Genomic DNA, 23,865 nt, shown 5'->3' on the forward strand with positions numbered 1-23,865 from the left:
GGGGGGGGCGCCACCAATCGCCCCCCCCCGCGCCCCCCAACCCCACCGCCGACCCCCCCCGGGGGGGGGCCGCACAACACCCCCCCTGGCCCCGCCGCCCCCCCCCCCGCCCCCCCCGCGCCCATCGCACGCTCGCGCTTCCTGATGATAGCAGTGGCGGTTTTTGCCGGCCTCGGCCTCGCCTGGTGGGCGGCAACGGGGTTGGGGCTGGTAAAGCCGATTTTCCTGCCCTCGCCGGGGAGCGTGGTGACCCAGCTCGGCAAGCTCTCGGGTGACGGCACGCTGTGGCTGGATCTCAGGACCTCGATATACCGTATTTCTGTTGGCTTCCTCATCGCCTCGGCATTGGCGATTCCGATTGGCGTGCTGATCGGCAGCTTCAGGACTTGGGAAGCGGCGATCGAGCCGCTTGTGGATTTCATCCGCTACATGCCGGTGGTCGCTTTCGTGCCCCTCTCCATCCTGTGGTCGGGGACCGGCGATGCCCAGAAGTTCCTGATCATCTTCATCGGCACCTTCTTTCAGCAGGTGCTGATGATCATGGACAATGTGAAGCGGGTTCCCGCTGATTTCATCGGCCTTGGCAGGACGCTCGGCCTGCCGGATCGCAGGATCCTGACGCGCATCGTGGTTCCCAGCGCCTTGCCAGGCATCTGGGATACGTTGCGCATCAGTCTCGGCTGGGCATGGACCTGGCTGGTGTTGGCGGAACTTGTCGCGGCGACATCAGGGCTCGGCTACCGCATCACCGTGTCCCAGCGTTATTTCCAGACAAACACCATCATCGGCTACATCCTGCTGCTGGGCGTGCTTGGCCTCATTACCGACCAGGTTATGAAGGCACTGGGAAAAGTGCTGTTCCGGCAGGAGGGCCACGTGCAATGAGGCCGGGCCGATGAGTTTGCCCAAATTGCGGATCGAGGGTCTCCACAAGAGCTTCGGCACGGGCGCGCGGCGCACGGAAGTGCTGCGCGATATCAATCTCGATCTTGCCGACAACGAGTTCGTCTCGCTGGTGGGCACGTCGGGTTGCGGCAAGAGCACGCTGCTGTCGATCGTTGCCGGACTGCAGGATTTCGACGCGGGAGATCTTGCCATCGATGGCGCGCCGATCCTGCAGCCGGGCCTCGACCGCGGCGTCGTCTTCCAGTCCTACACCCTGCTTCCCTGGCTGACGGCGCAGCAGAACATCGAGTTCGCGCTCAAGGCCGCGGGTCATGATCGCGCGACCTGCCGCAGGATAGCACGCGAGCATCTCGATCTGGTCAAGCTCCCGCACAGCGCCAATCGTTATCCGTCTGAGCTTTCGGGCGGCATGAAGCAACGGGTGGCCATAGCGCGTGCTCTTTCGTATCGACCCAAAATGCTTCTGATGGACGAGCCCTTTGGCGCGCTCGATGCCTTGACCAGGCATCAGATGCAGGAACTCCTGACGCAGATCTGGGAGGAGCACAGGCTCACCGTGCTCTTCGTCACCCATGATGTGGAAGAAGCCGTCTACCTTTCGGACCGCATCGTCGTGATGGGGATCGGCCCAGGACGCATCATGCAGACCTTCAATGTCGACATCGAGCGCCCGCGCCGGGAAGAGGTCATGGAAACCCCGGCCTTCATGGATTTGCAGCGCAGCGTGCACAAGGCGATCCGCGAGGCCTCAAAACGTCCCGAAATGGTTTAGGCGAGCCACTCAATTACTTACAATCGGCGACCAGCGTTGCGCCCAATCTCGATATCGCGCCATCGCAATTCCTGACTAGAGGAGCCGCGATCGGCGGCTTTCTCCTTAACCTCGAAAAAAATTTGCAGGACAATGTCGATTTCCTAAACTCCGTTCGTCGTTTCGATGCCGGGCCGGTGAGTCCGGCTCAACAAGGAGACAGACGATGCGTGTGATGGTGCTCGTGAAGGCTACCGAGGACAGCGAAAAGGGCTTTGTCCCCACGCCCGAGGCGAAGGAGGCGATGGAGGCGATGGGCAGGTTTAACGACGAGCTGCGCAATGCCGGCATCTTGCTCGACGCCGATGGCCTCAAGCCCTCCTCGCAGGGCAAGCGCGTTGCCTTCGATGGCCCCCGCCGGACGGTCATCGACGGGCCTTTCGCCGAGACCCGCGAACTGGTCGCCGGCTTTTGGCTCTGGGAAGTCAAGGACATGGACGAGGCGGTCGCCTGGGTGAAGCGCTGCCCCAATCCCATGCCGGGACCGAGCGAGATTGAAATCCGGCCGCTGTACGAGATGGCTGATTGGCAATGGGAATCTGACGCCGGAGGTCACGGAAATCCATGACCGGACGCGCGAGAAGCTCAGCGGCAACTGAACCTGTCGGCCGCAACCTGCTTTGCCTTCGTTATGGCTTTGGCCGATAAGGCAGCATGACGGCAGGCGAGACGCAGCAGGCGATCGAGGCGATTTTTCGCATTGAACGGGCCCGGCTCATCGCGGGCCTGGCCCGCCTCGTGCGCAATGTCGATCTTGCAGAGGAACTGGTGCAGGACGCCCTCGTCATAGCCCTATCCGAATGGTCCAGGACCGGCGTTCCGGCCAATCCTGGCGCTTGGCTGATGACAGTCGCCAAACACCGCGCCATCGATGCGATTCGTCGCGACAAGATGCGCGAGCGCAAGCATGAGGAGATCGCGCGGGAGCTGGACGGCGAGTGCGACGGTACGGCCGAGGGAAACGAAATGGCCATGAACAACGATCTTGGCGACGAACTGCTGGGCCTCATCTTCACAGCCTGCCACCCCATACTTTCGGCCGACGCCCGCGCGGCCCTCACGCTGCGTGTCATCGGCGGCCTGACGACGGACGAGATCGCCCGTGCTTTCCTGTCGAGCGAGGTGACGATCGCCCAGCGCATCGTCCGCGCAAAGCGGACGATCGGAAAGGCCAGGCTCAGCTTCGAGGTGCCGCGCGGCGCCGAGCGTGCGGCGCGTCTGTCCTCGGTGCTGGAGGTCATCTATCTCATCTTCAATGAAGGCTATGCCGCCACGGCAGGCGACGACCTTGTCCGGCCGAGCCTGTGCCTGGAGGCACAACGGCTCGGCCGCATGCTGGCGGGGTTGATGGCCGAGGATGCCGAGGTGTTCGGCCTGCTGGCTCTGATGGAAATCCAGGCATCGCGCCTGCCGGCACGCATCGGGCCGGACGGCGCCCTCTTGACCCTGACCGAGCAAAACCGCGCGCGCTGGGACCAGCTGCTGATCCGCCGAGGCCTTGACGCGCTGGCCCGTGCCGAAGCCCTCGGGGGCGATGGCCCCTATGTGTTGCAGGCCGCGCTTGCAGCCTGTCACGCGCGGGCGCGCAGTCCGGCCGACACCGACTGGCCCCGCATCGCAGCGCTCTACGACCGGCTGGCGTGCAGTGATGCCCTCGCCGGTGGTCGATCTCAATCGAGCGGTCGCCCACAGCATGGCCTTCGGGCCCGAAGCGGGCCTGCGGCTGGTAGACGAGATTGCCGACGCCGCCGCCTTGCGCAATTATGCGCCATTGCCGGCGGCGAGGGGCGATTTTCTGTTTCGGGCCGGCCGGCTGGCCGAGGCCCGCGCCGAATTCGAGGCTGCGGCCAAGCTCACCCGCAACGTGCGCGAAGCGGCCTTTCTCCTCGCCCGCGCAGACGCTTGTGGTTGACAGCATCGCTCTCCGTGCCCGACGCGCCGCTCGGCAACATCGAAAGCCGCCAGTTCGCTCCCGGCCAGCCCCCTTCAATGAGCGTGATCAGCTCGCAACGCGAAAGGGATTAACGATGCGCAAGCCTTCGTCGAGCGCCATTCCGTGCTGCATGTCCTCTGACCAGAGTGTATCGCAGCCAGCGTGAACCGCCGCGGAGGCGATCATCGCTTCATAGGTGGAAAGGCCGTACCGCTCGGCGAGCCTCAATCGGTTTATTCATTTTGGAGGAGAGGGCCTCGATCATGCCAGCAACTGCGTCGGCACGCCGAGAATCGGTCCTGCCTCGGCGAGTCGCTGGTCGAGGGTCCACACCGTGGCGCCATGCTCCGATGCCGTCGCGAGGTGCAGGGCGTCGCCAGCACGAAGCCCGAGGATATGCTGATCGGCGAATTTCGCGGCGACCCGAAAATGCCCGCCCGTCACCGGCAGCACGGTGAAGCTCTCAGCGACAAACCTATTGAACATCGCGAGCGCTGCCGCGCGTTGCTCCAGGTCGATCTGTCCGGTCCGAAGCTTGATCGCCATGGCGGAGGACATCTCGGTGATGGTCCAGTCGCTGATCACAAGTTGCGCTGGGTCCTGCTCCGCCAGCCAGCCCTGAACGCGCGCGGTCATGGCTTTGTTGGATAGCGCCGCGATGATCAGCGAAGTATCGAGATAGGACGTCAATAGCGATCGCCATCTCGCATCGATCGCACCAGATCGGCGGCAGCCTGAGCTTGCAGAGGCATGGTTGCGGTCAGGGATTGGAGCAGGACGGCGTCGATCCGTTTGCGAGGGCGGGCCACGGCCGTGAGCCTGGCGACCGGCTTGCCACGCCGGGTTATGTCGATCGAGTCTCCAGCCTCGACCCGGTCGACGAGCTCACTCAGATGTGCCTTGGCGTCCGCCAAATTGACCGCGTCCATCTCAGCTCCTGACCATGTAGATGGTCATATAGCATATAAACGCGTGACAATTCCAGTGCAGAGCACGGCGAATAAGCAACTGGCTGCGTGAGCGAAGCAGGTGACCTGCAACGAGAATTATGCCGCTTCCCGCTTGACTCACACATATCCCGGTGGTTATACATCGATCAATAGCCGAAGGGTTATCGATCCCAATGCCAAACGCTCACGATGTACTCTTCAGAACGCTTGCCGATCCGACTCGGCGCGCTATTTTTGAGCGGCTGTGTCGCGAAGGAGAGCAGACGGTCGGGGCTCTGACGGCTCAGGCCGGGATCTCGCAACCGGCCGTGTCAAAACATCTCGGCGTTTTGAGGCAGGCCGGGCTCGTGCGCGACCGCCATGCAGGGCGACAGACCCATTATAGCGCGCAGCTTGCTGCGCTTGCCCCCCTGATCGACTGGACAAGCCAGATGACCGGGTTCTGGCAGAGCCGGTTCGACGACCTCGAAGACCTGCTCAAAAGGATGGACCAGTGAACCGAACGTCGACCGAAACGCTCTCCGTCGTTGTCGAACGGGAAATCGCTTATCCGCCCGAGAAGATCTGGCGCGCGCTCACGCAACCACACTTGATCGAGGAGTGGCTCATGAAAAATGACTTCAAACCTGTCGCGGACCACCGTTTCAATCTTCACGCAGACTGGGGCGCTGTCGAATGTCAGGTGCAGACGGTCGAGCCGAACAGAACACTGACTTACACGTGGGATACCAAGGATCTCAAGAGTGTCGTCTCCTGGACCCTCACCCCCACGAGCACCGGAGCCCGCTTGCGCATGGAACAGTCGGGCTTCCGGCCGGATCAGCAGCCTTACTTCCGGGGTGCCAAAGTCGGCTGGCCGAGGTTCTTTGACGATCTGGAGCAGGTTCTGGCGCGGACGGACTGAGATCCGCTGGGCTATCCAGGCAAGGGCTCTGTTACAGAGCGACATCACGAGGCGATAATGGAGGCAAGCCAATGAAGATCAAGTTGGCCAAAGTATTCGTGGACGACCAGGAAAAGGCACTGGGCTTTTACACCGAAACGCTCGGCTTTACCAAGAAGGCCGATTTCAGCAATGGGCCGTTTCGCTGGCTGACCGTCGCATCACGCGACGAGCCGGACAGTGCCGAGCTGCAACTCGCGCTCAATGACAACCCCGCTGCAAAGACCTACCAGCAAGCCATTTTCCAGCAGGGCCAGCCCGCGGTCATGTTCTTCACCGATAACGTCAAGGGCGACTACGAGCGCATCAAAGCGCGCGGCGCCGAGTTCACGATGCCGCCGACCGAAGTAACCGGCTCGACCATCGCCCAGCTGAACGACAACTGCGGCAATCTCGTTCAAATCACCCAACTGGCGCGCTGGTAAAGCATGCGTTCAGTGGCGTGGCTGCCCGGCGGGAGTCGCCAAACGGGCTGCCCGATCCGCTTCGGTTCGTCTTCAGAGGAGGTCTCAATGGATTGGAACAAATGGGTTCGGCAGATCCACCGCTGGCTATCGATTATCTTTGCGACGGTCGTCGCCGCCATCTTCATCAGCCTGGGAGTAGGCAAGGAACCCGCCTACTGGGTATACCTCTTGCCGCTGTTTCCACTCGGCTTGCTCCTGCTTACCGGGCTGTACATGTTCGTGCTGCCTTACGCTCCCAAGTGGCGCAACGCAGGGGGCACCGGCGCATTGGAGTGAACGCATGGCCGACAAGACGTCCATCAAGTCAGCGGCGGTCGCGAAGAAGCCCGCCGCCAAGCCTGCAGCCGCCAAGCCGGTCCTCCTCGCAGGCGGCAACCCGCAGATCCCGAAGGGTGATGGTGACGCTCCCGTGCAGGCCTACATCGCGGCCATGCCGGGCTGGAAACGCGACGTCGGACGCCGCCTCGACGCACTCATCGAGCGCAACGTTCCCAACCTGCGCAAGGCCGTCAAATGGAACTCGCCCTTCTATGGCGTAGAGGGTCAAGGCTGGTTCCTCAACTTCCATTGCTTCACAAAGTACATCAAGCTGGCTTTCTTCCGCGGCACGTCGCTGCATCCTGTCCCTCCAGGCGAGTCCAAGCACAAGGACGTGCGCTACCTCGACATCCGCGAGGACGACCAGCTCGACGAAGCTCAACTCACCGGCTGGGTAAAGCAAGCCAGCCAGTTGCCTGGCGAGCGAATGTGAGTGGAATGCGAGTCATCCCGCAAACCCGGTGCCGACTAGCGGTATTCATGTGACGGGCGAGCGGCAACAACCCTAGGGAAAGTGACAATGATGATGAAGAGTGGCTCTATGGAAGGAAATGCAGAGAGCTCTCCCTCTCAGCTGATAGATGCGAGGATCAGTGAGCTGGGCGATTGGCGAGGCAAGACGCTTTCCCATGTCCGTGCTCTCGTCAAGCAGGCCGACCCGGAAGTGGTCGAGGAGTGGAAGTGGCGAGGCGTTCCGGTGTGGTCGCACGCCGGAATAATCTGCACCGGCGAGACCTACAAGAACGTCGTGAAGGTGACCTTCGCAAAGGGCGCCTCCCTGCAGGATCCTTCAGGCCTGTTCAACTCCAGTCTCGAAGGCAACACCAGGCGCGCCATCGATATCCGTGAGGGCGAAGACATAGATGAGAATGCGTTCAAGGCGCTGATACGCGCTGCTGCCGCCCTGAACACGGCCCGATAGTCAGCTCCGGCCGATATGGTCGGCTAGCGGGCCGAGAGCGGCGAGCAAAGCTTCGCCGGTGGCTTGCGTCGCGTTCTCATGCGGCGCGCGCAGGTTCAGCCAGCGTCTGTCGCCGGACCGTACCGCCAGCACTGCCTTCATCGCGGAGATGAGGCCGGCGTCCTGGATGATTTTGCGGAACGCCTTAATGGCGGCATCCGCGTCAGTAATGTCCTCTCCCGCCAGCGCTGCGTCGTAGAGGGCCCGGATCGCTGCGGCATTCAGATTGACCGTCGCCGAGATGCAGCCCGCAGCACCGTTGGCGAGGCCTTTCGTCAGCTGTGCTTCCGAACTCGGGAACACCGCGACCCCTGGAGCTGCCGCAATGACCGCCACGGTGTTGTTCCAATCGCCGGCGCTGTCCTTGTAAGCCACCACGACATCCGGAAACGCTTGGCTCAAGCGGGCGGTCAGCGCCGGGCTCACCGGTACGCCGGAATTCTGCGGAATGTGGTAGAGGATCATCCTCATCGCCGGGTTCGCCACCCGTTCGATCAGCTCGCCATAGTAGCGGGCCTGTCCGTTGTCGCCGGCGGCCGTATAGAAGAACGACGGCAGCACCATCACCCCGGCACAGCCGAGCCCGACGGCATGCGCCGTCAGCTCGACGGTCTCGGCAAGTGCTGTGACACCGGTGCCGGGCATCAGATGGCTTGGCGAAATGCCGGCCTCGACCAGCCACTCCAGCGCTTGCATGCGCTCGCGCAACGAGACGGACAACGCCTCGCCCGTGGTGCCGAACGGCGACAGGAAATGCGCTCCCTGATCCAGCACCCACTTGGCGTGTGATATCCAGAGGTCGCGGGCAATGCGGCCGTCGTTTTCGAACGGCGTCAGGATCGGTGCGATGGTTCCTTGTGGGCGGATCATGTGCGTCCTTCTACGGGTGAAAATCTGTGCTGTGCTCAAAGCCGGGCATCAGAAATGTCGAGCAAGCTACATGAGGCAGTGTTGCTGAGTACCGGCCGTTCGACCTCGAAATCAAGCCGCTCGCGCATAGGCGCGCGATTGTGATCGGGCGGCGGTTCTGAGGCTCTCGAGGTATATCCTTGTCACGGGATAACCTCGTCCGGCCGAAAGGGGGGTGACAAACGAGTTCTGCTGTTTCATCAATGCCGCCTTTTGAGGAGAAGCCCATGCGCAGCATCGGCGTCGGCATTATCGGCTGCGGCAACATTTCGGATGCCTATCTGAAGGCATCGCCACAATTCCCGGTGCTCGACATTGTCGGCGTCGCCGACGTCAACCGGACGGCGGCCGAGGCCAAGGCAGCGACCTACGCCCTGGCTGCCATGCCGGTCGACGCGCTGTTGGCCGATCCGCGCGTCGAGATCGTGCTCAACCTGACGACGCCGCAGCATCATGTGCCGGTCGGCCTGCAGGCTGTCGGGCAAGGCAAGCACGTCTATTCCGAGAAGCCGCTGGCAACGACGCTCGGCGACGCCGAGCGGCTGGTCGCGGCCGCGCGCGAAAAGGGCGTGCGCGTCGGCTGTGCACCCGACACCTTTCTTGGCGGCTCCCACCAAACGGCGCGGCGGCTGGTCGATAAGGATACGGTCGGGACCATTGTCGCCGGCTCTGCCTTCATGCAGGTGCCCGGCCACGAGCTCTGGCATCCCAATCCGGATTTCTACTATCAGCCCGGCGGCGGGCCGATGCTCGACATGGGACCGTACTACCTGACCTGCCTGGTCAATCTCCTGGGTCCGGTAAAATCCGTGACCGGGCAGGCGAAGTCATCCTACGCCACCCGCACCATCGGTTCTGGACCGCGCCAGGGCGAGACCATCCGGGTCGAGGTGCCGACCCATATTTCCGGCCTGCTCGCATTCGAGAATGGCGCCGCGGTCTCGATCACCACCAGCTTCGACGTCTGGAAGCATGAACACAATCACATCGAACTTTACGGAACCACGGGCTCGATGATCGTCTCCGATCCCAACCAGTTCCAGGGCGACATCAGGACCAGCCAGTGCAAGGGCGACTGGACGGTGGCCGATCAGATCCATTCCTATGGCGACGGCAATTACCGGGGCCTCGGCCTTGCCGACATGGCGCAGGCGATCGTCTCGGGCAGGCAACACCGCGCCAGTCTCGATCTTTCCCTCCATGTCCTGGAAATCATGGAATCGATCATCTCTTCAGCAGAGATAGGCCAGCGTATCGACCTGAGATATGGCTGCGCCCGGCCGGCGCCGATGCAGGCCGACCTGCCTTTCGGAATTCTGGAATAGGGAATAATGCGATGAGCAAGACGGCACTGATTTTCTGGGGCGGCTGGGAAGGTCACACCCCGGCCCGGAGCGCCGAAATCGTCAAGGAGATGCTGGCCGGCAACGGCTTCGACGTGCAGCTGGAGCAGGGGACTTCGGCGCTTGCCGATCCGCAGCTGGGCATGCTCGATCTCATTGTCCCGGTGATCACCATGTCGACGATCGAAAAGCCGGAGCTGCAAAACCTGACCAGCGCCGTCAGGGCCGGCACCGGCCTTGCGGGCTTTCACGGCACCATGTGCGACAGCTTCCGCAACGAGCCGGAATACCAGTTCATGACCGGCGGCCAGTGGGTCGCCCATCCCGGCAACATCATCGACTATCACGTCGACATCACCAGGCCAGACGATCCGGTCATGCAGGGCATCGACGGCTTCGCCTACCGTTCAGAGCAGTATTACATGCATGTCGATCCGACCAACGAGGTGCTGGCGACGACTACTTTCACCGGCGAGCATCTCGATTTCATCGCCGGCGTCGTCATGCCGGTCGTCTGGAAGCGCCGCTACGGCAAGGGCCGCGTCTTCTACAGCGCGCTCGGCCACACCGCCGACGAGTTCGCCGTGCCGCAAATGCGCACGATGTTCGAACGCGGCGCGATTTGGGCCAGCCGAAACTCGGACCTTGCATAGCCGTTCAATCTGAACGCCACGTACCGTTGTAATCTCTCATAGGGGGCGGCCCGAACGCAGACACAGGCACTGGGCTGCGGCAAGCAATTGACTGCCATGGTAGTATCCAATACATCAGCGGTCCTCATCGAGAAATTCCGCAGCTGGAGGTCGAATGGAGCAGACGTGGCGATGGTTTGGGCCGAGCGACGCAGCAACGCTTGCCCATGCCAGGCAGGCCGGCGCGACCGGCATCGTGACGGCACTGCACGACATCCCTTACGGCGAAGTCTGGCCGATCGACGCCATCAGGCAGCGCCAGGCGCTTATCGAAGCGGATCCGGCGATGGGCCTGAAATGGAGCGTCGTCGAGAGTGTGCCCGTGCACGAGGACATCAAGCTCGGCCGCGGCGATCTCGACCGGCTCTACGACAATTTCAGGCAGACCTTACGCAATCTCGGCGCCTGCGGTGTGCGCACGGTCTGCTACAACTTCATGCTGATCCTCGACTGGACCCGGACCGACCTGGCTGCGCCGCTGCCGGGCGGCGGACGGGCGCTCCGCATGAACATGCACGAGCTTGCCGCGTTCGATTGCTACATGCTGCAGCGCAAGGGATCGGAGCGCGACTATGCGTCCGATGTTCTCCAGCGGGCGAGCGAATGGTTCGAGACGACGCCGGATACGTCAAAAGAGCGTCTGCTCGCCAACATCATGGCCGGCCTGCCGGGCGCCTTCAAACGCTACGACATAGCAGAATTGCGCGAAGTGGTGGCCGAGCAGTCGGGCCTGTCGCACGACCGGCTGCGCGAGAACCTCGTCCGTTTTCTCGAAAACGTGCTGCCGGCGGCCGAAGAGGCGGGCGTCACGTTGGCGATCCACCCGGACGATCCGCCGCGCGATCTCGTCGGCCTGTGCCGGATCGTCAAGAACGCCGACGACATCGCCCTTATCCTGGACGCCGTGCCATCGGCCCATAGCGGCCTCACCTTGTGCACCGGGTCGCTGGGCGCCAACCCGGCCAATGACGTGCCCGCCATCGCCAGGCGCTTTGCGCACAAGATAAACTTCGTGCATCTGCGCAATGTCAGCATGGACCCGGACGGCTCGTTCATGGAATCCGAGCATCTGAGCGGCGATGTCGACATGGTCTCGGTGGTCTCGATCTTGCTCGACGAGCAGCAACGCCGCCGCGATGCCGGTGAACCGGCGGCGCTGCTGCCGTTTCGCCCGGATCATGGCCACGAGCTGATTGATGACGCCGCGCGGCACACCCATCCCGGCTACCCCGTGATCGGCCGTCTTCGCGGCCTTGCCGAATTGAGAGGCGTGATGACAGCGATTGCCCATCAGCGCGGCTACCGGCTGCAATGACGGCGCCCCGCCTGCTCTGCGTCGGCGCGCTCACCTACGACACGATCTTGCGCCTCGATGTCCTGCCCTCCGGCGCCGGCAAGTTCCTGCCGAGCGAGGCCGTGCAGATCGCGGCCGGGATGGCGGCAAGCGCCGCCGCGTCAGCCAGCCGCCAGGGCGGGCAGGTCTGGCTATGGGCAAGCGTCGGCGACGATGCTGTCGGCCGCGATGTCATCGGCCAGATGGAGGCGGAGCGGGTCGACTGTTCGCTGGTGCGCAGGGTTGAAGGCGGTCGCTCAGCCATTGCCACGATCCTGGTCGATGCCGCCGGCGAGCGTATGATTGTGCCCTTCTACGATGCAATCACGCAAGCCGATCCTGACCGTCTTCCGCCCGCGGATTTTTCCCGCTTCGACGCCGTGCTGGTTGATGTCCGCTGGCCCGGAGCCGCGGCCCTGGCGCTGGCGAAGGCTCGCGAGTGCGGCATCCCGGCGATCCTTGACGCCGATGTCGCGTCGCGACCGGTGCTCGACCGGCTACTGCCGCTCGCCTCGCATGTCGTTGCTTCGCTGCCGGCGGCACGCATCCTTTGCGGTCCAGAGGTTTCCGCCGGTTCCGCCGTCGCCATTCTCGGCGAACGGACCGGCGCCTTCGTGGCGGTCACCGATGGGGCGAACGGCACCGCGTTCCGGCACCCGGGCGGCAATGATGTCCGTCATCTGCCGTCGCCGCGGGTCGAAGCCGTCGACACCCTGGCGGCAGGCGACGTGTTTCACGGCACCTTCGCTCTCGGTCTGGCCGAAGGTTGGGACGAAGAGCGGGCGGTAGCAGTGGCCAGCGCCGCCGCCGCGCTAAAGTGCCTGCGCTTTGGCGGACGTCTTGGCGCACCGACGCGCGCGGAAACGCTGGCTTTCATGCAAGGATCGACATGACGCCGAACACGGTTGGGCCGGTTCGGCAAAGAAGGGCACGTCAAGTGGCGCCGATCGACTACCATGGCAGTCGCTGCGCAACTGTTCGAGGGAGAATAAATGGCTGAGTTCAAAAAACGCGCACTGGTCACGGGGGCGGCCATGGGCATCGGCCGTGCTGTCGCCGAAAGGCTGGCCGGGCAAGGCGTCGACCTGATTCTGTTCGACCGGGCGGGCGATCAGCTGGATGACGTCGCGGCGCAGCTTTCGGCGCGCGGCGTGACCGTGCACACCGTGCTTGGCTCGACCGCCGACACTGAAGCCTGTGGCCGCGCCGTCGAGCTTGCCCGATCCGCGTTCGGCGGGCTCGACATGCTCTCCCACAATGCCGGCATCCAGCGTTACGGAACGGTGGAGACCACGGACGAGGCGCTTTGGGACGAGGTGATGAACGTCAACCTCAAGGCTGCCTACCTGCTCTCCCGCGCGGCGATGCCGCTGCTGCGGCAAAGCCGCGGCGCCATCGTCCATATGAGCTCGGTGCAGGGTCTGGCCAGCCAGGAAGGGGTTCTGGCCTACAGCACGGCCAAGCACGGCCTGATCGGGCTGGTCAAATCGATGGCCGTCGATTATGCGCCGCTCGGTGTGCGCGTCAATGCCGTCGCTCCGGGCGCCGTCGACACGCCGATGCTGCGGGATGCGGTCAAGCTCAACGATAAGCCCGACGAGATCCTGCGCATCCTCGACAACATGCATCCGCTCGGCCGTACCGCCCAGCCGCAAGAGATTGCCGCAGTCGTCGCCTTCCTGCTGTCCGACGATGCCTCCTTCGTCACCGGCGAGGTCGTACGCGTCGATGGCGGCCTGCTGGCGCGCATCGGCGGTTCTCCGCGCAAGGAATAACGTCGGCGCTGCTGCTTGCGCAGGCATTTCATGAACGGCTTGAAGCTGCAGAGCCTATAAGGGGTCGCCGATGGCACGGCTTTTGGGAACGCGGACCATCACCGAGGGGCGGCTCGACGAAACCGCCCCCGGCGCTTCAGTCGCGGCTAGGACGTTCGAGGTTTTGCTCGACCAGATCCTGACCTTCCGCCTGAAGCCGCACGAGCTGATTTCTGAAAAGGCGATGTCGGAAGCCCTCGGCGTGAGCCGCACGCCGGTCAGGGAGGCGCTCGCCCGGCTGGCCGGTCTTGGCTTGATCGACATTTATCCGCAGCGCGGCAGCATGGTGGCGCCGCTCCGGATTGCCGATCTCGAGAAATCGCAGTTTCTGCGCGAAGCGCTCGAAGTCGGCCTGATCAAGCGCGCGGTCGAGAGCCCGCGTCGCGCCGAACTGCTCGCCATGCTCAAAGGCGAACTGGCGGTCCAGGAGACGTTCGCCTCCATCGCGGACGACAGGCGCTTTTTCAAGTCGGACGAGCTGTTCCACCAGCACATCGCCAGCCATGCCGGCTTCCCCGGAATCTGGGCCGACATCAGCGCGGCGAAGCTGCACATGGACCGCTTCCGTTTCCTGTCTTTCCCGCGCCTCGACAGCATGTCGGTGGTTCTCGGCCAACATCGGCGGATTGTCGATACGCTCGAGCAGGCCGACGCGCTTGCGGCGGAAGAGGCGATGCGAACGCATCTTCGCCGCATCTTCGAGGTGCTCGAAATCGTCCAGGAGCGCTATCCCTATTATTTCGAGGCAAACGGCAGTGTGAGCCCGCTTTCGGCCGGCTCAATCCAAGCCTGAGCCTTTCTTGCGCGCTTCCGAAGGTGTCTTGGTCTTGCTGCCGGATGTGTCGGAAGCTGGCTCGGCTTTGCGATTTTGACCCTCACCGCCTTGCTCGTTGCGGAGCTGCTTTTCCACTATCGATCGCGATCCTTCCGCCGGGTCTTGTTCAGGATGAGTATCGGTTCCCGTCATGTCGGTTCCTATCCATTTTGATCAATTGCGTGCGGCGTGGGCTGACCTCCGCCGCCGGTTCTGTCGCGCCCGATCATCAGCCAGGCGGCGAACAGCACGACCAGTACGACCACGATCCAGGCGACGAAACGAGGCATCGGCCTCATGTCCCTCGCCGCCGCTTGCTGCCGCGTGCCTCCGGATCGGAGCCGGCCTCGACCGTTGGATCGGGCACGACCGGGCCGCGTTCGGCCTCGGAACCCTCAGCTTCGATCTCCTGCACGGCCTGATCCCAATGCTCGCGCTCGCGTCCTTGCGGACGGCCTTCGCGCTCCCAGATCTCATGGGCTCGCTGCCTGATACGCTCTTCCCTGTCCATGGCCTTTGCCTCGTCATCCCCTAATCCGGCGATCGCTGGTTTGTTCCGCGGTGCCAGCGCCGTTCATCGCGATTCAGTTGACCTGATCACCCAGCGCTCTAGATCAAACTTCGCGCCGAAGTCGCCTGGTGCCGGGGAGAACAATCGTGTGGCAGCAACGCTACAAGCACGTATTGTAAATGCCGTTACAGCCGTCGGTTCTCGACCAGACCGCCTGCGCTTGCTGCTGATAATATTTGTAGTGACGGCATGCTCGCCTTCCGGCCAGGTCGAGCAGCAGTCGAAAACCGCGGCTTCCGCCACACAGACCGCATCGCTGGTCCTGGAGAGCTGGATCGCTGGGGAAGCCCCGTCGGAATACACGTCGCGCACTTTGCAATCGGCCGGCAAGGCGCTCGCCGATGCCGGTGCGCAAATCCAGTCCGGCAAGTCGCCTGAGTCCAGCGGCCAAGCCGGTCTGAAGATGGCGGTTGGACGGCTTTCGGCAGCGGTAATTCGCGCGGCGACGGCCGTGCAGAACGGCAACCGCTCGGAAGTGGAACACGCGCAGCAGGATCTGCGGGCCGCCGCCGCCGACCTGAGCACGTCCTACGCGAAATATTTCGCGCCGAAATCATGAAGAAGCTGCTCGAAATATCGCTCGGCGTCGTCACCAGCGTTGGCGGCTTTCTTGAGGTCGGATCAATGGCGACCGCCGCTCAGGCCGGCGCCGCGTTCAGGTTTCAGCTGATATGGGCCGTCGTCCTGGGCGCGATCTGCATCATCTTCCTGGTCGAAATGGCCGGACGCTTCGCCGCAGTTAGTCATCACACCATCGCCGACGGGATCCGGGAACGGTTTGGCTTCAACGCCTTTCTGTGGCCGTTGCTCGCCACTTTGCTGGTTAACTTCCTGGTCATGGCAGCCGAAATCGGCGGTGTTGCGATTGCGCTCGAGCTCGCCACCGGCATCGGCTTTCAGTGGTGGGCGCTGCCGGTCGCTTTTCTGGCATGGCTGTTCCTTTGGAAAGGCACGTTCGGATTCATCGAAAAAGGCGTCGCGATCCTCGGGCTGGTCACGCTGTGCTTCGTGGTTGGCGCCGTCATGCTGAAGCCCGATTGGGGGCAGGTCGCGGCCGGGGCCGTGCCAACACTGCCGGATCACGACGCGGCCAACTACTGGTTCATGGCAGTCAGCATTCTTGGTGCGTCGATCTCGCCCTATCTGTTCATGTTCTATTCGTCGGGAGCGATCGAGGACGAGTGGGACAAGAGCTATCTCGGAGCCAATCGGGCGATTGCCGGCCTGGGCATGAGTTTTGGCGGCACAATCGCTATGGGTGTGCTGATTGTGGCGGCGCTCGTTCTGGCAGCACACGGCATAGTGCAGGTCGACGACTACCACCAACTGCCGCTGATGCTGATTCAGATCTTCGGTTTCTGGGGGTTCGTCCTGTTCGTTGCGTCACTAGGCATTGCCTGCTTCGGCGCCGCGCTCGAAATCGGCCTGCAGCAAGCCTACCTTGTGGCGCAGGGTTTCGGCTGGACCTGGGGCGAGAACCTGAAACCGCGCGACGACCCGGGTTTCAGCACCGTGTATACGGTCTCGCTGTTTCTCGCCGCCATTCCGATCGCACTGGGTCTCGATCCGCTGAAGCTCACCATCTTCTCCATGGCGCTGACGGCCGCCAGCCTGCCGCTAACCGTGGTGCCGTTCCTCTTCCTGCTGAACGACGAGCGTTATATCGGCGAGCACCGCAATGGCATCATCGCGAATGCCGCGGTTATCTTCATCATCGCGCTCGGTTTCTTGCTCGCGATCGTGACCATTCCTTTGCAGATGTTCGGAGGCACGTGATGGATTTGCTGCGTGACATCCTGGACAAGCAAGTGGTCGACCGCGAGCAGGTCAAGATCGGCAAGGTTGACGGGCTGGTGGCCGAACTCAGGCCAGGCAAGCCGCCAAAAATCATTGCGGTCGAGCTCGGCTCGATCACGCTGGCGCGCCGGCTTGGCCAGCGGCCCGGGCGCTGGATGGCGCGGCTTGCGGCAAGGCTCGGCGGCAAGCGCCATGCCGAGCCGCACCGCATCGCCTGGAACAAGGTGCGCGACATCGGCGTCGACATCGAGTTCGATATCGACGTCCGCGAAACGGCGATTTTCGACTGGCAGGACTGGCTGCGCGATCATGTCATTGGGCGTATCCCGGGAGCTGGATGATGGCTACTATCAATCTCGAGCAATTGGCTGGCAGGAATGTGCTTTCGCAGCGCGGCAAAAGCATCGGTCATATCGAGGAGATACGCGCAGAATCGGATGGCGACGACCTGGTGATTGCCGAGTACCATGTCGGCATCTACGCGGCCTTCGAGCGTCTGTCCGCTTCGGCCATCGGCATTGCGGTCCTCAATGTCTTTCGACTGCGCAGTCGCGACAGCATGTACCGCATCCCTTGGGACAAGCTCGACATCTCCGATCCGGCGCGGCCGCGGTTGTTATGCACGACGGAAGAACTTTCCGGTATGAAGGGGAGTATCGAGGGCGATAAACCGGAATGAACGATACTTTCCCGCCGTCGGAGAATGGGGTCCAGTGAAAGTCCTGGTTACCGGCGCCACCGGCCTAATCGGTGCCTCCGTCGTGGCACGCCTTCTTTCCGAAGGACATGAGGTGATCGGATTGGTCCGCAGCCCCGGCGCAAACCGGACCGGCAATTATCAATTGCTGGTGCTGGACATGGCGGTGGCGCTGCAGCCCGAAGACTGGCTACCGCATCTCAGGGGCATAGACGCCGTCGTCAATTGTGCCGGCGTTCTGCAGGATAGCCCTCGTGAAAAGACGCGCGAAGTCCATCGCGAGGCGGCGGCAGCACTCTTCCTCGCCTGTGCGCGGGCAGGGGTTGCCCGGGTGATCCACTTCTCGGCAATCGGCGTCGATCGGGCGCAGCCTTCGGCATTCTCGGCGACGAAGCTGGCTGGCGACCAAGCGCTTATGGCGCTTGATCTGGATTGGGTGATCCTGCGCCCGTCCGTGGTGCTCGGCCGGCCGGTGTTTGGGGCCAGCGCATTGTTTAGGGGTCTCGCCTCGCTGCCGGTGCTGCCGTCCATGCCCGGCACCGGCCCGCTCCAAGTGGTGCAGCTCGACGACGTGGTCTCAACCGTCGTCTTCCTTCTCGATCCCGCCAGTCCGTCTCGCATCGTGCTGGAACTTGTCGGTCCCGAACAGCTGAGCATGGACGAGGTCGTCGGCAGCTATCGCCGATGGCTCGGCTGGGCTCCTGCAGCCAGGTTTGTCTTGCCGGCGGCTGTTGCAAGGCTTCTCTACCGCCTCGGCGACCTTGCCGCGATGTTCGGCTGGCGTCCACCGATGCGCACCAACGCGGCCAGAGAGATCGCCCGAGGAGGGGTTGGAGATCCCTCGGACTGGACCGCCACGACCGGCATACGCCCGCAAACCCTGGCGGGCTTCCTCGCGCTCAATCCGGCAACGGTGCAGGAAAAATGGTTTGCCCGGCTGTATTTCATCAAGCCTGCGATCTTCGTCGTCCTGCCCTTCTTGTGGATCGTGACGGGAATTGTGTCGCTGACCACCGGCTACCGCAGCGGCGTCGATCTGATGCAAGGCACGGGGGCGGGCATCTTGTCGCCGCCGATCGTGATAGCCGGTGCTCTTGCCGACATCGCCGTCGGCGCGCTCCTAGCCTGGCGGCCGGCGGCGCGAAAAGGCCTCTATGGCGGCATCGCGCTCTCGCTCTTCTACCTGGTCGTCGGAAGCTTTCTGAGCCCCGAGCTGTGGAACGACCCGCTTGGGCCGTTCCTCAAGGTGTTGCCGATCCTGGTGCTGCACTTTGTGGCCTTGGCAGTGCTGGAGGAGCGTTGATGCTCTATTTCCTGCTGAAATTTCTGCATGTCATCGGCGCATCCGTGCTGCTTGGTACCGGCGCCGGTATCGCTTTCTTCATGTTGCTCGCCCACAGGACCGGCAATGCCGCGACGGTTGCGGCGGTGGCGCGTGTCGTCGTCGTCGCCGACTTCCTTTTCACCGCGACGGCCGTGGTCGCGCAACCTTTGACCGGAGCCGCGCTCGCCTGGCAGGCCGGCTACTCGCTGTCGGAGGGCTGGATCGTACTTTCGATCGCGCTCTATATCTTCACCGGAATGTTCTGGCTCCCGGTCGTCTGGATGCAAATGGAGATGCGCAAGCTGGCATCGCAAGCCGCCGCTGCAGGCGCGCCGTTGCCGCCGCGCTATCATCGGCTCTTCTGGCTGTGGTTCGCCTTCGGCTTCCCCGCCTTCGCTGCCGTACTCGGGATTTTCTGGCTGATGATCGCGCGGCCTGCGATCGAGTGGTAGGTCGCAGGCAGGTCCCACTGCGATAATGCCCAGTCAAAGCACTACGGAAAGATTCCGGCCCATGCAGCGCCATGTGCCGGAGCGGACCTGCGCCTCGACCTGTAAGTCGCACCGGAGTCCGGTCTCGTATCATTTCCAACCGCGCGCTCACCGCCATCGGCACAGGACAACATCCCGTCTTGAGGCTGGTTAGGCTTCGCTTACCAAAAAAGATGACGCCTGAGGGGAACACGGGAAGCACAGGCAAGTTCGGTGCGCAGTGGAGGAGATTGCGCCATGAACAGTGTTATTTATCTCATCGGCTTCGTCGTCGTCGTGCTTGCGATCCTCTCCTTCCTCGGATTCCACTAGGAGACACCATGCAGGACCAGGACGATCAGGGCCGTCAGACGGCCGATTTCGAGACAGCCAGAAGCGAGCTTTCGGAAAGACTACAGCGAGAAAAGCAGACCGCGACGGAAGCGCTCCACGATGCGCGTGACGAGATCACCAGGAAAGCCGGAGACTACGCATCGGAAGCAAAGCAAGCATTGTTCAACAAGGCGGAGGGAACGCAGCGCGACGTGAGCGCCAATCTGAAGGCCTTCAGCGGCGCATTGCGCGCGGCAAGCGAGCATCTTGCCAATAATGATCAACGGACCGCTTCGAAATTCGCCCTTGACGCCGCAGGCGGGCTCGAGCGGCTTTCCTCGTCCCTGAAGGATAAACCGTTCGACGAGGTGCTTGGCGAAATTCAGTCGTTCGGCCGCGAAAACTCGGGGGCGCTGATCGCCGGTTCGGTATTGGCAGGCCTGGCGCTGGGGCGGTTCATCAAGAGCTCGCCGCCCTCTGCCCAAGCCGGAGCACCGCGCCGGTCGGGAGCAGGCCGGGCGCCCGAGACCGGTCCTAGCTCGAATGAGTTCGGAGGGCGATCGGCAGAGGCAGTGGAGCCGGCCCCGCTAGTATCCGATCAGTCCGGCGATGACTGGGCCAATGCAAGCCTGGAGCAAAACCCATGACTGACAATCAGGACACTCGCAGCCTGACAACCCTTGTCAGCGATCTGGCACAGCAGGTCACAACACTGCTTCAAACCGAAAGCAGGCTGTTGCGGGCTGAAATGTCGGAAAAGGTAAGCAAGGCCGGCGCCGGCGCCGTGGAGGTAATGGGAGGCGCCATTTGCCTGCTCGCCGCCCTCATGGTGCTTTTGCAGGCGCTGGTGATTGCCTTGGCGAGCGCCGGGCTGGGAGCCGGATGGTCCTCGCTGCTCGTCGGCGTCGTGGTGGCAGTACTGGGCGTCATACTCTTGCGCTCCGGCAAGGCAAGCATGGCTCCCTCAGAGTTGACCCCCGACCGGACACAAGACCAACTTAAACGCGACGCACGCGTGATCAAGGAACAGATAAGATGACCGACAAATCCGCAGCCGAGTTGGAACGCGATGCTGATATTGCTCGCGCCAGAGTGGCAGATACCGCAGACTCGATCCGCAGCAAGATGACACCGGGCCAACTGATCGACGAATTCACCGGGATGTTCAGCGGCGAGGGATCCGCCATGCTCAGCAATCTTAAGACTCAGGTCAGGGACAATCCGTTGCCGCTTACATTGGTCGGCGCGGGCCTGGCCTGGCTGATGCTTGGCAAGGGCACGTCGGTAGACAGTTCAGCACTTGGTGCCTATTCGACCAGCAGGGAACCTGACGGCAGCCGAACCTTCTCTGACCAGCGGAGCTTGGGCGGGGCCTGGCAGGACTCAAGCGGCGATGAGTACGGTGCCGAGAGCGAAGATTCCGCCGGCTCCATGCTCTCCGATGCCGCTCGTTCGGTTGCTTCCGTGGCAGGCGGTGGGACTGAGGCTGTCGCAGACGTTGCGAGCGGCGCCAAAGAAAGATTAAGAAGCACGGCCGGGCAGTTCGGCTCGAGCGCCAACGATATGGCGGGGCGGGTGCGGCAGTCGACGCGAGACCTGTTCCAGCGCGAACCTCTGGCAATGGCCGCGGTGGGCCTTGCCGTGGGCACCGCCATCGGCGTGATGCTGCCTCACACCGCCGCGGAAGACGAACAACTCGGCCCCTACCGCGACAAGCTTCGTGACAGTGCCGAGGAGCTCTTTGAAGAAGGCGTGGAACAAGCCAAGCAGGTCGCCGCCGAAGCATATGAGACTGTAAAAGAAGAGGCTGACCGACAGGGTTCCAGCAGCGACGCCGAGACCTTGGTCGACCGCGTCGAGAAAGTCGTGAAAAAGACGGCAAGCAAAACTGAGGAAGCGATTCGCGATCGTTTGCCGGAGACCGACGAGGTTCCCAGTTCGAACGATTCTCCCGAAACAACGTGATAGCGCTGCGGTCGTTCGTGGCGATTCCGACCACGGGCCGCCTCGCGGTTGGCACATCGAAGTCGGCTAGGAGTCCGCAACCTTCCGCAGACAAATATGATCGCGGCGCTCAAGTCATTAGCCGAGGCGCTCCGGTCCGTTCCGATTCTTCGCTTCGTCGGGCTGCATGAAGCGTGTCTGGCCAACGGGCCTCAGCAGCACTGTCCATTCTGAAAAAAAACAACCACATGGGGTAATCGCGGGAGCGACGCGCCCTGGAACCGATCATAGCCTTGGAGGGTGGCTGTTCCCCGATAAGATGAAATACGGGCTCACGACTGGACGCCGGGCCCAGCATCAACGGAGAACAGCCATGGAAGAACATATCGGTCTCGACGTGTCGATGAAAGAGACGGCGGTGTCGATCCGCCGTGAAGGCGAACGGATCTGGCGCGGGAAGTGCGCATCTGATCCCAGGATCATTGCCGAGCTTGTCCGCAAGCGGGCGCCGGCCGCAAAGCGCGTCGTGTTCGAAACCGGCCCGCTGTCAGTTTGGTTCTATCATGCGCTGCGCGCCGAGGGATTGCCAGCCATCTGCATCGATGCGCGCCATGCCAAAGCCGCTCTCGATATGGCGGCGAACAAGACGGATGCGAATGACGCCGATGGTTTGGCGCGTCTTGCTGAAGCAGGATTCTTTCGCGAGGTGCGCGTGAAAGGCTTCGACAGTATGTTGACCCGCACGCTCGTGGCAGCATGCACTCGGCTGGTCCGGATCACCGTCGAGCTTTCCAACCAGATCCGAGGGATCATGAAAACGTTCGGCTTGCTCGTTCCCGCCGGTAAGGGAACTACATTCGAAAAGAATGTCCGGAGCCTTCTTATCGATCAGAGCGAGCTTGCTCCTGTCGTCCTACCGATGTTGGAAGCCTGGTGCAGCATTCGCATCCGTGCCGCCGAGCTTGGGCGCCAGCTTGTCGCAGATGCACGTCAAAGCCAAGCATGCCGCATACTCATGTCGATCCCCGGCATCGGCGCCATTACCGCAACCTCTTTCGCCACGGCCATTGAAGATCCGGGCAACTTCAAGAAGTCCCGCTCTGTTGCCGCTTGGATCGGCCTGACAACTCGCCGCTACCAATCGGGAGAAGTCGATTATGACGGCCATATATCCCGACGCGGCGATCGACATTTGCGGGGACTTCTCTATGAGGCTGCGGCGGTCATCCTGACACGCAGCTCGATCGACAGCAGCCTGCGCACGTGGGGCCTCAGGCTCCGGGAGAGGGTTTGGCTTCAAACGAGCTGCCGTGGCTGTGGCGCGCAAACTGGCGGTGATAATGCATTCGATGCTCAAGACCGGTGAGTTCTTTGATCGAAATGCAGGCGCCACAGCATGAAATCTTGCGAATAGCGTTCAGGATCTGAGCGCCTGAGACGTCCCTGCCGGGACGTGAGCCGAGCCATTCCGCTGATGGGATTGCACCGCTGTCTCAGCAAAGTGCGTCGTCCACATTGAAGGCTCGTCCGCGGAGCTCCATCATGCGGCGACTGATGTCGACCGCGAAGACAACCATGCACCCGGCAGCGTCGTCTCAACGCAATTACATGCTTGACGTCCCAGCGGCGATTAGACAACCCCGTCAATTCGACAGGGGTGGTTGCTAGGAATTCCTCTCGGCCCGCCGGGCGGCCTAACTCTTGGCGGTCTCTCCCGCCTCACGCAGCCTGGCGTATTGCAAGGTGACACCGCGCAGGTTCTGCCTCAACCAGTCGGCCATTTTCTCTTCTTCGCTGAGATTCTGCTGAAGGGAATTGGTTGCCTGACTAAACCCTCCGGCCTCGGCGAGTACGAGCAACGAGTTGTAAGCGGCGATCTCGTAATTTTCGAATGCAAAGTTGGCGAAGCTGTTCTTGAGGATTTCGTCGCCGGCTACGGAATGTCCCATCGCGGCCATGCTGCCGACCATCGACATGGCCGTGTCCTTCAATGTGGAATGGTCCTCACCGAGGCCATCCAGAATGGATTCCAGGCGGGCCATCTGCCCTTCGGTCTCCGTGATATGCTGCTGCAGGCGGTCGGCGACCTGCGGATAGTTCTCGATCCGCTTGACCTGAGGTTTCATGATCGACAGTGCCTGGTTCTCCATGGCGTGGGCGTTGCGCAGCCCGACAATGAAGATCGAGCGGGTTTCGGAATTGACATCAGTATCCATAGGATTTCCTCGCGGTTTGACGTGTAGAACCAAACCGTGGCTATGCCGATTTGTTCCTGGCGAGGTGTTGACTGTCGAGCTTTTACACCTAACCCTGCTCTTCAAGAAGTGCAGCATAAACAGCTCTCACAACCTGCGACAGTACGTCGAAAGCATAGCCGATATGCAAACGGTCGCACGGCGTATGGTAGTCTCGTTCCCCACCATATTGAGGGTAGGAATGTTGCCCACATCGGCGTGTTGCGTACGACGACGTCGGACCGGACTCGGCCCCCTCGCCAAAGAAGCTCATATCCGAGATGCCCGCGAAACAATCCGC

The 23,865-nt window shown here is 62.5% G+C and carries 32 protein-coding genes and 1 pseudogene; 26 read left to right on the forward strand and 7 right to left on the reverse strand.

Annotated elements, in window-relative coordinates; all coding sequences use genetic code 11:
- The first annotated feature begins 144 nt into the window (after positions 1 to 144).
- From NKJ15_RS06015 to NKJ15_RS06030, 4 genes are all read left to right on the forward strand, one after another.
- Positions 145 to 885, forward strand: a complete 741-nt coding sequence (locus NKJ15_RS06015; protein WP_352457396.1) for an ABC transporter permease — start codon at positions 145 to 147, stop codon at positions 883 to 885.
- A gap of 10 nt (positions 886 to 895) precedes the next feature.
- Positions 896 to 1,678, forward strand: a complete 783-nt coding sequence (locus tag NKJ15_RS06020) for an ABC transporter ATP-binding protein (RefSeq protein WP_352451005.1) — start codon at positions 896 to 898, stop codon at positions 1,676 to 1,678.
- A 205-nt stretch (positions 1,679 to 1,883) separates the two neighbouring features.
- Positions 1,884 to 2,285 carry a YciI family protein gene (locus tag NKJ15_RS06025; RefSeq protein ID WP_051406115.1) on the forward strand — a complete coding sequence of 134 codons (402 nt, stop codon included), beginning with the start codon at positions 1,884 to 1,886 and terminating at the stop codon, positions 2,283 to 2,285.
- A gap of 86 nt (positions 2,286 to 2,371) precedes the next feature.
- Positions 2,372 to 3,742, forward strand: a complete 1,371-nt coding sequence (locus tag NKJ15_RS06030) for an RNA polymerase sigma factor (protein WP_352814599.1) — start codon at positions 2,372 to 2,374, stop codon at positions 3,740 to 3,742.
- Positions 3,743 to 3,911: 169 nt separating this feature from the next.
- Here the strand turns inward: NKJ15_RS06030 and NKJ15_RS06035 are convergent, their stop codons facing one another.
- On the reverse strand, positions 3,912 to 4,340 hold the full coding sequence (locus NKJ15_RS06035; protein WP_352814601.1) for a type II toxin-antitoxin system VapC family toxin: 429 nt from the start codon (positions 4,338 to 4,340) through the stop codon (positions 3,912 to 3,914).
- Positions 4,337 to 4,579 (reverse strand): type II toxin-antitoxin system Phd/YefM family antitoxin, encoded by a 243-nt coding sequence (locus NKJ15_RS06040; protein WP_352468031.1) that lies wholly within the window; start codon positions 4,577 to 4,579, stop codon positions 4,337 to 4,339. The genes NKJ15_RS06035 and NKJ15_RS06040 overlap by 4 nt, the downstream gene beginning before the upstream one ends.
- Before the next feature lie 194 nt (positions 4,580 to 4,773).
- Here NKJ15_RS06040 and NKJ15_RS06045 point away from each other — a divergent pair, with 194 nt between their 5' ends.
- From NKJ15_RS06045 to NKJ15_RS06070, 6 genes are all read left to right on the forward strand, one after another.
- The gene (locus tag NKJ15_RS06045; RefSeq protein ID WP_023716560.1) at positions 4,774 to 5,097 is read left to right on the forward strand and encodes an ArsR/SmtB family transcription factor; all 324 of its coding nucleotides are present in this window, start codon (positions 4,774 to 4,776) and stop codon (positions 5,095 to 5,097) included.
- Positions 5,094 to 5,504, forward strand: coding sequence for an SRPBCC family protein (locus tag NKJ15_RS06050; RefSeq protein WP_352473443.1), 411 nt, complete (start codon positions 5,094 to 5,096; stop codon positions 5,502 to 5,504). The genes NKJ15_RS06045 and NKJ15_RS06050 overlap by 4 nt, the downstream gene beginning before the upstream one ends.
- A 71-nt stretch (positions 5,505 to 5,575) precedes the next feature.
- Positions 5,576 to 5,968, forward strand: a complete 393-nt coding sequence (locus NKJ15_RS06055; protein ID WP_352814603.1) for a VOC family protein — start codon at positions 5,576 to 5,578, stop codon at positions 5,966 to 5,968.
- A gap of 87 nt (positions 5,969 to 6,055) precedes the next feature.
- The gene (locus NKJ15_RS06060) at positions 6,056 to 6,286 is read left to right on the forward strand and encodes a hypothetical protein (RefSeq protein WP_352473441.1); all 231 of its coding nucleotides are present in this window, start codon (positions 6,056 to 6,058) and stop codon (positions 6,284 to 6,286) included.
- A 4-nt stretch (positions 6,287 to 6,290) separates the two neighbouring features.
- The gene (locus NKJ15_RS06065; RefSeq protein WP_352473439.1) at positions 6,291 to 6,761 is read left to right on the forward strand and encodes a DUF1801 domain-containing protein; all 471 of its coding nucleotides are present in this window, start codon (positions 6,291 to 6,293) and stop codon (positions 6,759 to 6,761) included.
- Between the two features lie 90 nt (positions 6,762 to 6,851).
- Positions 6,852 to 7,250: a DUF1801 domain-containing protein gene (locus NKJ15_RS06070; protein WP_352473485.1), complete on the forward strand. Its 399-nt coding sequence runs from the start codon at positions 6,852 to 6,854 to the stop codon at positions 7,248 to 7,250.
- Here the strand turns inward: NKJ15_RS06070 and NKJ15_RS06075 are convergent, their stop codons facing one another.
- On the reverse strand, positions 7,251 to 8,159 hold the full coding sequence (locus NKJ15_RS06075) for a dihydrodipicolinate synthase family protein (RefSeq protein ID WP_352473438.1): 909 nt from the start codon (positions 8,157 to 8,159) through the stop codon (positions 7,251 to 7,253).
- Between the two features lie 266 nt (positions 8,160 to 8,425).
- Here NKJ15_RS06075 and NKJ15_RS06080 point away from each other — a divergent pair, with 266 nt between their 5' ends.
- The 6 genes from NKJ15_RS06080 to NKJ15_RS06105 all read left to right on the forward strand — a co-directional run bounded on the left by NKJ15_RS06080 (position 8,426) and on the right by NKJ15_RS06105 (position 14,173).
- Complete coding sequence (locus NKJ15_RS06080) at positions 8,426 to 9,523, forward strand: Gfo/Idh/MocA family protein (RefSeq protein ID WP_352772021.1); 1,098 nt, start codon at positions 8,426 to 8,428, stop codon at positions 9,521 to 9,523.
- Between the two features lie 11 nt (positions 9,524 to 9,534).
- The gene (locus tag NKJ15_RS06085) at positions 9,535 to 10,194 is read left to right on the forward strand and encodes a ThuA domain-containing protein (protein WP_352473436.1); all 660 of its coding nucleotides are present in this window, start codon (positions 9,535 to 9,537) and stop codon (positions 10,192 to 10,194) included.
- A gap of 154 nt (positions 10,195 to 10,348) precedes the next feature.
- Positions 10,349 to 11,548, forward strand: a complete 1,200-nt coding sequence (gene uxuA, locus NKJ15_RS06090) for a mannonate dehydratase (RefSeq protein WP_352473434.1) — start codon at positions 10,349 to 10,351, stop codon at positions 11,546 to 11,548.
- Complete coding sequence (locus NKJ15_RS06095; protein WP_352473433.1) at positions 11,545 to 12,459, forward strand: PfkB family carbohydrate kinase; 915 nt, start codon at positions 11,545 to 11,547, stop codon at positions 12,457 to 12,459. Before uxuA ends, NKJ15_RS06095 begins: the two co-directional genes overlap by 4 nt.
- A gap of 99 nt (positions 12,460 to 12,558) precedes the next feature.
- Positions 12,559 to 13,341 (forward strand): SDR family NAD(P)-dependent oxidoreductase, encoded by a 783-nt coding sequence (locus tag NKJ15_RS06100; protein ID WP_352451506.1) that lies wholly within the window; start codon positions 12,559 to 12,561, stop codon positions 13,339 to 13,341.
- 70 nt (positions 13,342 to 13,411) lie between these two features.
- Positions 13,412 to 14,173 carry a GntR family transcriptional regulator gene (locus tag NKJ15_RS06105; protein ID WP_352473432.1) on the forward strand — a complete coding sequence of 254 codons (762 nt, stop codon included), beginning with the start codon at positions 13,412 to 13,414 and terminating at the stop codon, positions 14,171 to 14,173.
- Here NKJ15_RS06105 and NKJ15_RS06110 read toward each other — a convergent pair.
- From NKJ15_RS06110 to NKJ15_RS06120, 3 genes are read right to left on the reverse strand one after another with little or no spacing between them, the layout of a single operon-like run.
- Positions 14,159 to 14,347, reverse strand: coding sequence for a hypothetical protein (locus NKJ15_RS06110; protein WP_352473431.1), 189 nt, complete (start codon positions 14,345 to 14,347; stop codon positions 14,159 to 14,161). The genes NKJ15_RS06105 and NKJ15_RS06110 overlap by 15 nt on opposite strands.
- Positions 14,348 to 14,355: 8 nt before the next feature.
- Positions 14,356 to 14,484, reverse strand: coding sequence for a hypothetical protein (locus NKJ15_RS06115; protein ID WP_280952094.1), 129 nt, complete (start codon positions 14,482 to 14,484; stop codon positions 14,356 to 14,358).
- A 5-nt stretch (positions 14,485 to 14,489) separates the two neighbouring features.
- Positions 14,490 to 14,705 carry a DUF2934 domain-containing protein gene (locus NKJ15_RS06120; protein ID WP_023676165.1) on the reverse strand — a complete coding sequence of 72 codons (216 nt, stop codon included), beginning with the start codon at positions 14,703 to 14,705 and terminating at the stop codon, positions 14,490 to 14,492.
- On the opposite strand from NKJ15_RS06120, the gene NKJ15_RS06125 reads away from it, so the two are divergent.
- The 10 genes and pseudogenes from NKJ15_RS06125 (at position 14,704) to NKJ15_RS06170 (ending at position 22,730) form a co-directional block, all read left to right on the forward strand.
- On the forward strand, positions 14,704 to 15,324 hold the full coding sequence (locus NKJ15_RS06125; protein ID WP_352473430.1) for a hypothetical protein: 621 nt from the start codon (positions 14,704 to 14,706) through the stop codon (positions 15,322 to 15,324). The genes NKJ15_RS06120 and NKJ15_RS06125 overlap by 2 nt on opposite strands.
- Entirely contained in the window at positions 15,321 to 16,541 is a 1,221-nt protein-coding gene (locus tag NKJ15_RS06130) for an NRAMP family divalent metal transporter (protein ID WP_352814606.1), read from the forward strand. Before NKJ15_RS06125 ends, NKJ15_RS06130 begins: the two co-directional genes overlap by 4 nt.
- The gene (locus tag NKJ15_RS06135) at positions 16,541 to 16,903 is read left to right on the forward strand and encodes a hypothetical protein (protein WP_352473428.1); all 363 of its coding nucleotides are present in this window, start codon (positions 16,541 to 16,543) and stop codon (positions 16,901 to 16,903) included. Before NKJ15_RS06130 ends, NKJ15_RS06135 begins: the two co-directional genes overlap by 1 nt.
- The gene (locus tag NKJ15_RS06140; protein ID WP_352473427.1) at positions 16,903 to 17,241 is read left to right on the forward strand and encodes a hypothetical protein; all 339 of its coding nucleotides are present in this window, start codon (positions 16,903 to 16,905) and stop codon (positions 17,239 to 17,241) included. The genes NKJ15_RS06135 and NKJ15_RS06140 overlap by 1 nt, the downstream gene beginning before the upstream one ends.
- A gap of 34 nt (positions 17,242 to 17,275) precedes the next feature.
- Complete coding sequence (locus NKJ15_RS06145; protein ID WP_352772027.1) at positions 17,276 to 18,562, forward strand: SDR family oxidoreductase; 1,287 nt, start codon at positions 17,276 to 17,278, stop codon at positions 18,560 to 18,562.
- Positions 18,562 to 19,035 carry a DUF2269 family protein gene (locus NKJ15_RS06150; RefSeq protein WP_352473424.1) on the forward strand — a complete coding sequence of 158 codons (474 nt, stop codon included), beginning with the start codon at positions 18,562 to 18,564 and terminating at the stop codon, positions 19,033 to 19,035. Before NKJ15_RS06145 ends, NKJ15_RS06150 begins: the two co-directional genes overlap by 1 nt.
- Before the next feature lie 269 nt (positions 19,036 to 19,304).
- Complete coding sequence (locus tag NKJ15_RS06155) at positions 19,305 to 20,033, forward strand: hypothetical protein (RefSeq protein WP_352473423.1); 729 nt, start codon at positions 19,305 to 19,307, stop codon at positions 20,031 to 20,033.
- Positions 20,030 to 20,425 (forward strand): phage holin family protein, encoded by a 396-nt coding sequence (locus tag NKJ15_RS06160; RefSeq protein WP_292657573.1) that lies wholly within the window; start codon positions 20,030 to 20,032, stop codon positions 20,423 to 20,425. The genes NKJ15_RS06155 and NKJ15_RS06160 overlap by 4 nt, the downstream gene beginning before the upstream one ends.
- Positions 20,422 to 21,351 (forward strand): hypothetical protein, encoded by a 930-nt coding sequence (locus NKJ15_RS06165; protein ID WP_352473421.1) that lies wholly within the window; start codon positions 20,422 to 20,424, stop codon positions 21,349 to 21,351. The genes NKJ15_RS06160 and NKJ15_RS06165 overlap by 4 nt, the downstream gene beginning before the upstream one ends.
- A gap of 352 nt (positions 21,352 to 21,703) precedes the next feature.
- A pseudogene (locus tag NKJ15_RS06170) lies at positions 21,704 to 22,730 on the forward strand (IS110 family RNA-guided transposase).
- Between the two features lie 294 nt (positions 22,731 to 23,024).
- On the opposite strand, the gene NKJ15_RS06175 reads toward NKJ15_RS06170, so the two are convergent.
- A complete protein-coding gene (locus tag NKJ15_RS06175; protein WP_352472854.1) occupies positions 23,025 to 23,546 on the reverse strand; it encodes a ferritin-like domain-containing protein in 522 nt (173 codons plus the stop codon).
- Positions 23,547 to 23,865: the final 319 nt, after the last annotated feature.

This window comes from Mesorhizobium sp. M0207, assembly GCF_040321995.1.
Classification (GTDB): Bacteria; Pseudomonadota; Alphaproteobacteria; order Rhizobiales; family Rhizobiaceae; genus Mesorhizobium.

Coding starts and splice junctions, on each gene's coding strand:
- NKJ15_RS06045 (WP_023716560.1), top strand. CDS start 4,774: ATGCCAAACGCTCACGATGTACTCTTCAGAACGCTTGCCGATCCGACT.
- NKJ15_RS06095 (WP_352473433.1), top strand. CDS start 11,545: ATGACGGCGCCCCGCCTGCTCTGCGTCGGCGCGCTCACCTACGACACG.
- NKJ15_RS06085 (WP_352473436.1), top strand. CDS start 9,535: ATGAGCAAGACGGCACTGATTTTCTGGGGCGGCTGGGAAGGTCACACC.
- NKJ15_RS06150 (WP_352473424.1), top strand. CDS start 18,562: ATGCTCTATTTCCTGCTGAAATTTCTGCATGTCATCGGCGCATCCGTG.
- NKJ15_RS06165 (WP_352473421.1), top strand. CDS start 20,422: ATGACCGACAAATCCGCAGCCGAGTTGGAACGCGATGCTGATATTGCT.
- NKJ15_RS06030 (WP_352814599.1), top strand. CDS start 2,372: ATGACGGCAGGCGAGACGCAGCAGGCGATCGAGGCGATTTTTCGCATT.
- NKJ15_RS06080 (WP_352772021.1), top strand. CDS start 8,426: ATGCGCAGCATCGGCGTCGGCATTATCGGCTGCGGCAACATTTCGGAT.
- NKJ15_RS06160 (WP_292657573.1), top strand. CDS start 20,030: ATGACTGACAATCAGGACACTCGCAGCCTGACAACCCTTGTCAGCGAT.
- NKJ15_RS06075 (WP_352473438.1), bottom strand. CDS start 8,159: ATGATCCGCCCACAAGGAACCATCGCACCGATCCTGACGCCGTTCGAA.
- NKJ15_RS06115 (WP_280952094.1), bottom strand. CDS start 14,484: ATGCCTCGTTTCGTCGCCTGGATCGTGGTCGTACTGGTCGTGCTGTTC.
- NKJ15_RS06025 (WP_051406115.1), top strand. CDS start 1,884: ATGCGTGTGATGGTGCTCGTGAAGGCTACCGAGGACAGCGAAAAGGGC.
- NKJ15_RS06110 (WP_352473431.1), bottom strand. CDS start 14,347: ATGACGGGAACCGATACTCATCCTGAACAAGACCCGGCGGAAGGATCG.
- NKJ15_RS06065 (WP_352473439.1), top strand. CDS start 6,291: ATGGCCGACAAGACGTCCATCAAGTCAGCGGCGGTCGCGAAGAAGCCC.
- NKJ15_RS06060 (WP_352473441.1), top strand. CDS start 6,056: ATGGATTGGAACAAATGGGTTCGGCAGATCCACCGCTGGCTATCGATT.
- NKJ15_RS06130 (WP_352814606.1), top strand. CDS start 15,321: ATGAAGAAGCTGCTCGAAATATCGCTCGGCGTCGTCACCAGCGTTGGC.
- NKJ15_RS06040 (WP_352468031.1), bottom strand. CDS start 4,579: ATGGACGCGGTCAATTTGGCGGACGCCAAGGCACATCTGAGTGAGCTC.
- NKJ15_RS06070 (WP_352473485.1), top strand. CDS start 6,852: ATGATGAAGAGTGGCTCTATGGAAGGAAATGCAGAGAGCTCTCCCTCT.
- NKJ15_RS06105 (WP_352473432.1), top strand. CDS start 13,412: ATGGCACGGCTTTTGGGAACGCGGACCATCACCGAGGGGCGGCTCGAC.
- uxuA (WP_352473434.1), top strand. CDS start 10,349: ATGGAGCAGACGTGGCGATGGTTTGGGCCGAGCGACGCAGCAACGCTT.
- NKJ15_RS06015 (WP_352457396.1), top strand. CDS start 145: ATGATAGCAGTGGCGGTTTTTGCCGGCCTCGGCCTCGCCTGGTGGGCG.
- NKJ15_RS06175 (WP_352472854.1), bottom strand. CDS start 23,546: ATGGATACTGATGTCAATTCCGAAACCCGCTCGATCTTCATTGTCGGG.
- NKJ15_RS06125 (WP_352473430.1), top strand. CDS start 14,704: ATGGCCTTTGCCTCGTCATCCCCTAATCCGGCGATCGCTGGTTTGTTC.
- NKJ15_RS06120 (WP_023676165.1), bottom strand. CDS start 14,705: ATGGACAGGGAAGAGCGTATCAGGCAGCGAGCCCATGAGATCTGGGAG.
- NKJ15_RS06020 (WP_352451005.1), top strand. CDS start 896: ATGAGTTTGCCCAAATTGCGGATCGAGGGTCTCCACAAGAGCTTCGGC.
- NKJ15_RS06100 (WP_352451506.1), top strand. CDS start 12,559: ATGGCTGAGTTCAAAAAACGCGCACTGGTCACGGGGGCGGCCATGGGC.
- NKJ15_RS06135 (WP_352473428.1), top strand. CDS start 16,541: ATGGATTTGCTGCGTGACATCCTGGACAAGCAAGTGGTCGACCGCGAG.
- NKJ15_RS06055 (WP_352814603.1), top strand. CDS start 5,576: ATGAAGATCAAGTTGGCCAAAGTATTCGTGGACGACCAGGAAAAGGCA.
- NKJ15_RS06140 (WP_352473427.1), top strand. CDS start 16,903: ATGGCTACTATCAATCTCGAGCAATTGGCTGGCAGGAATGTGCTTTCG.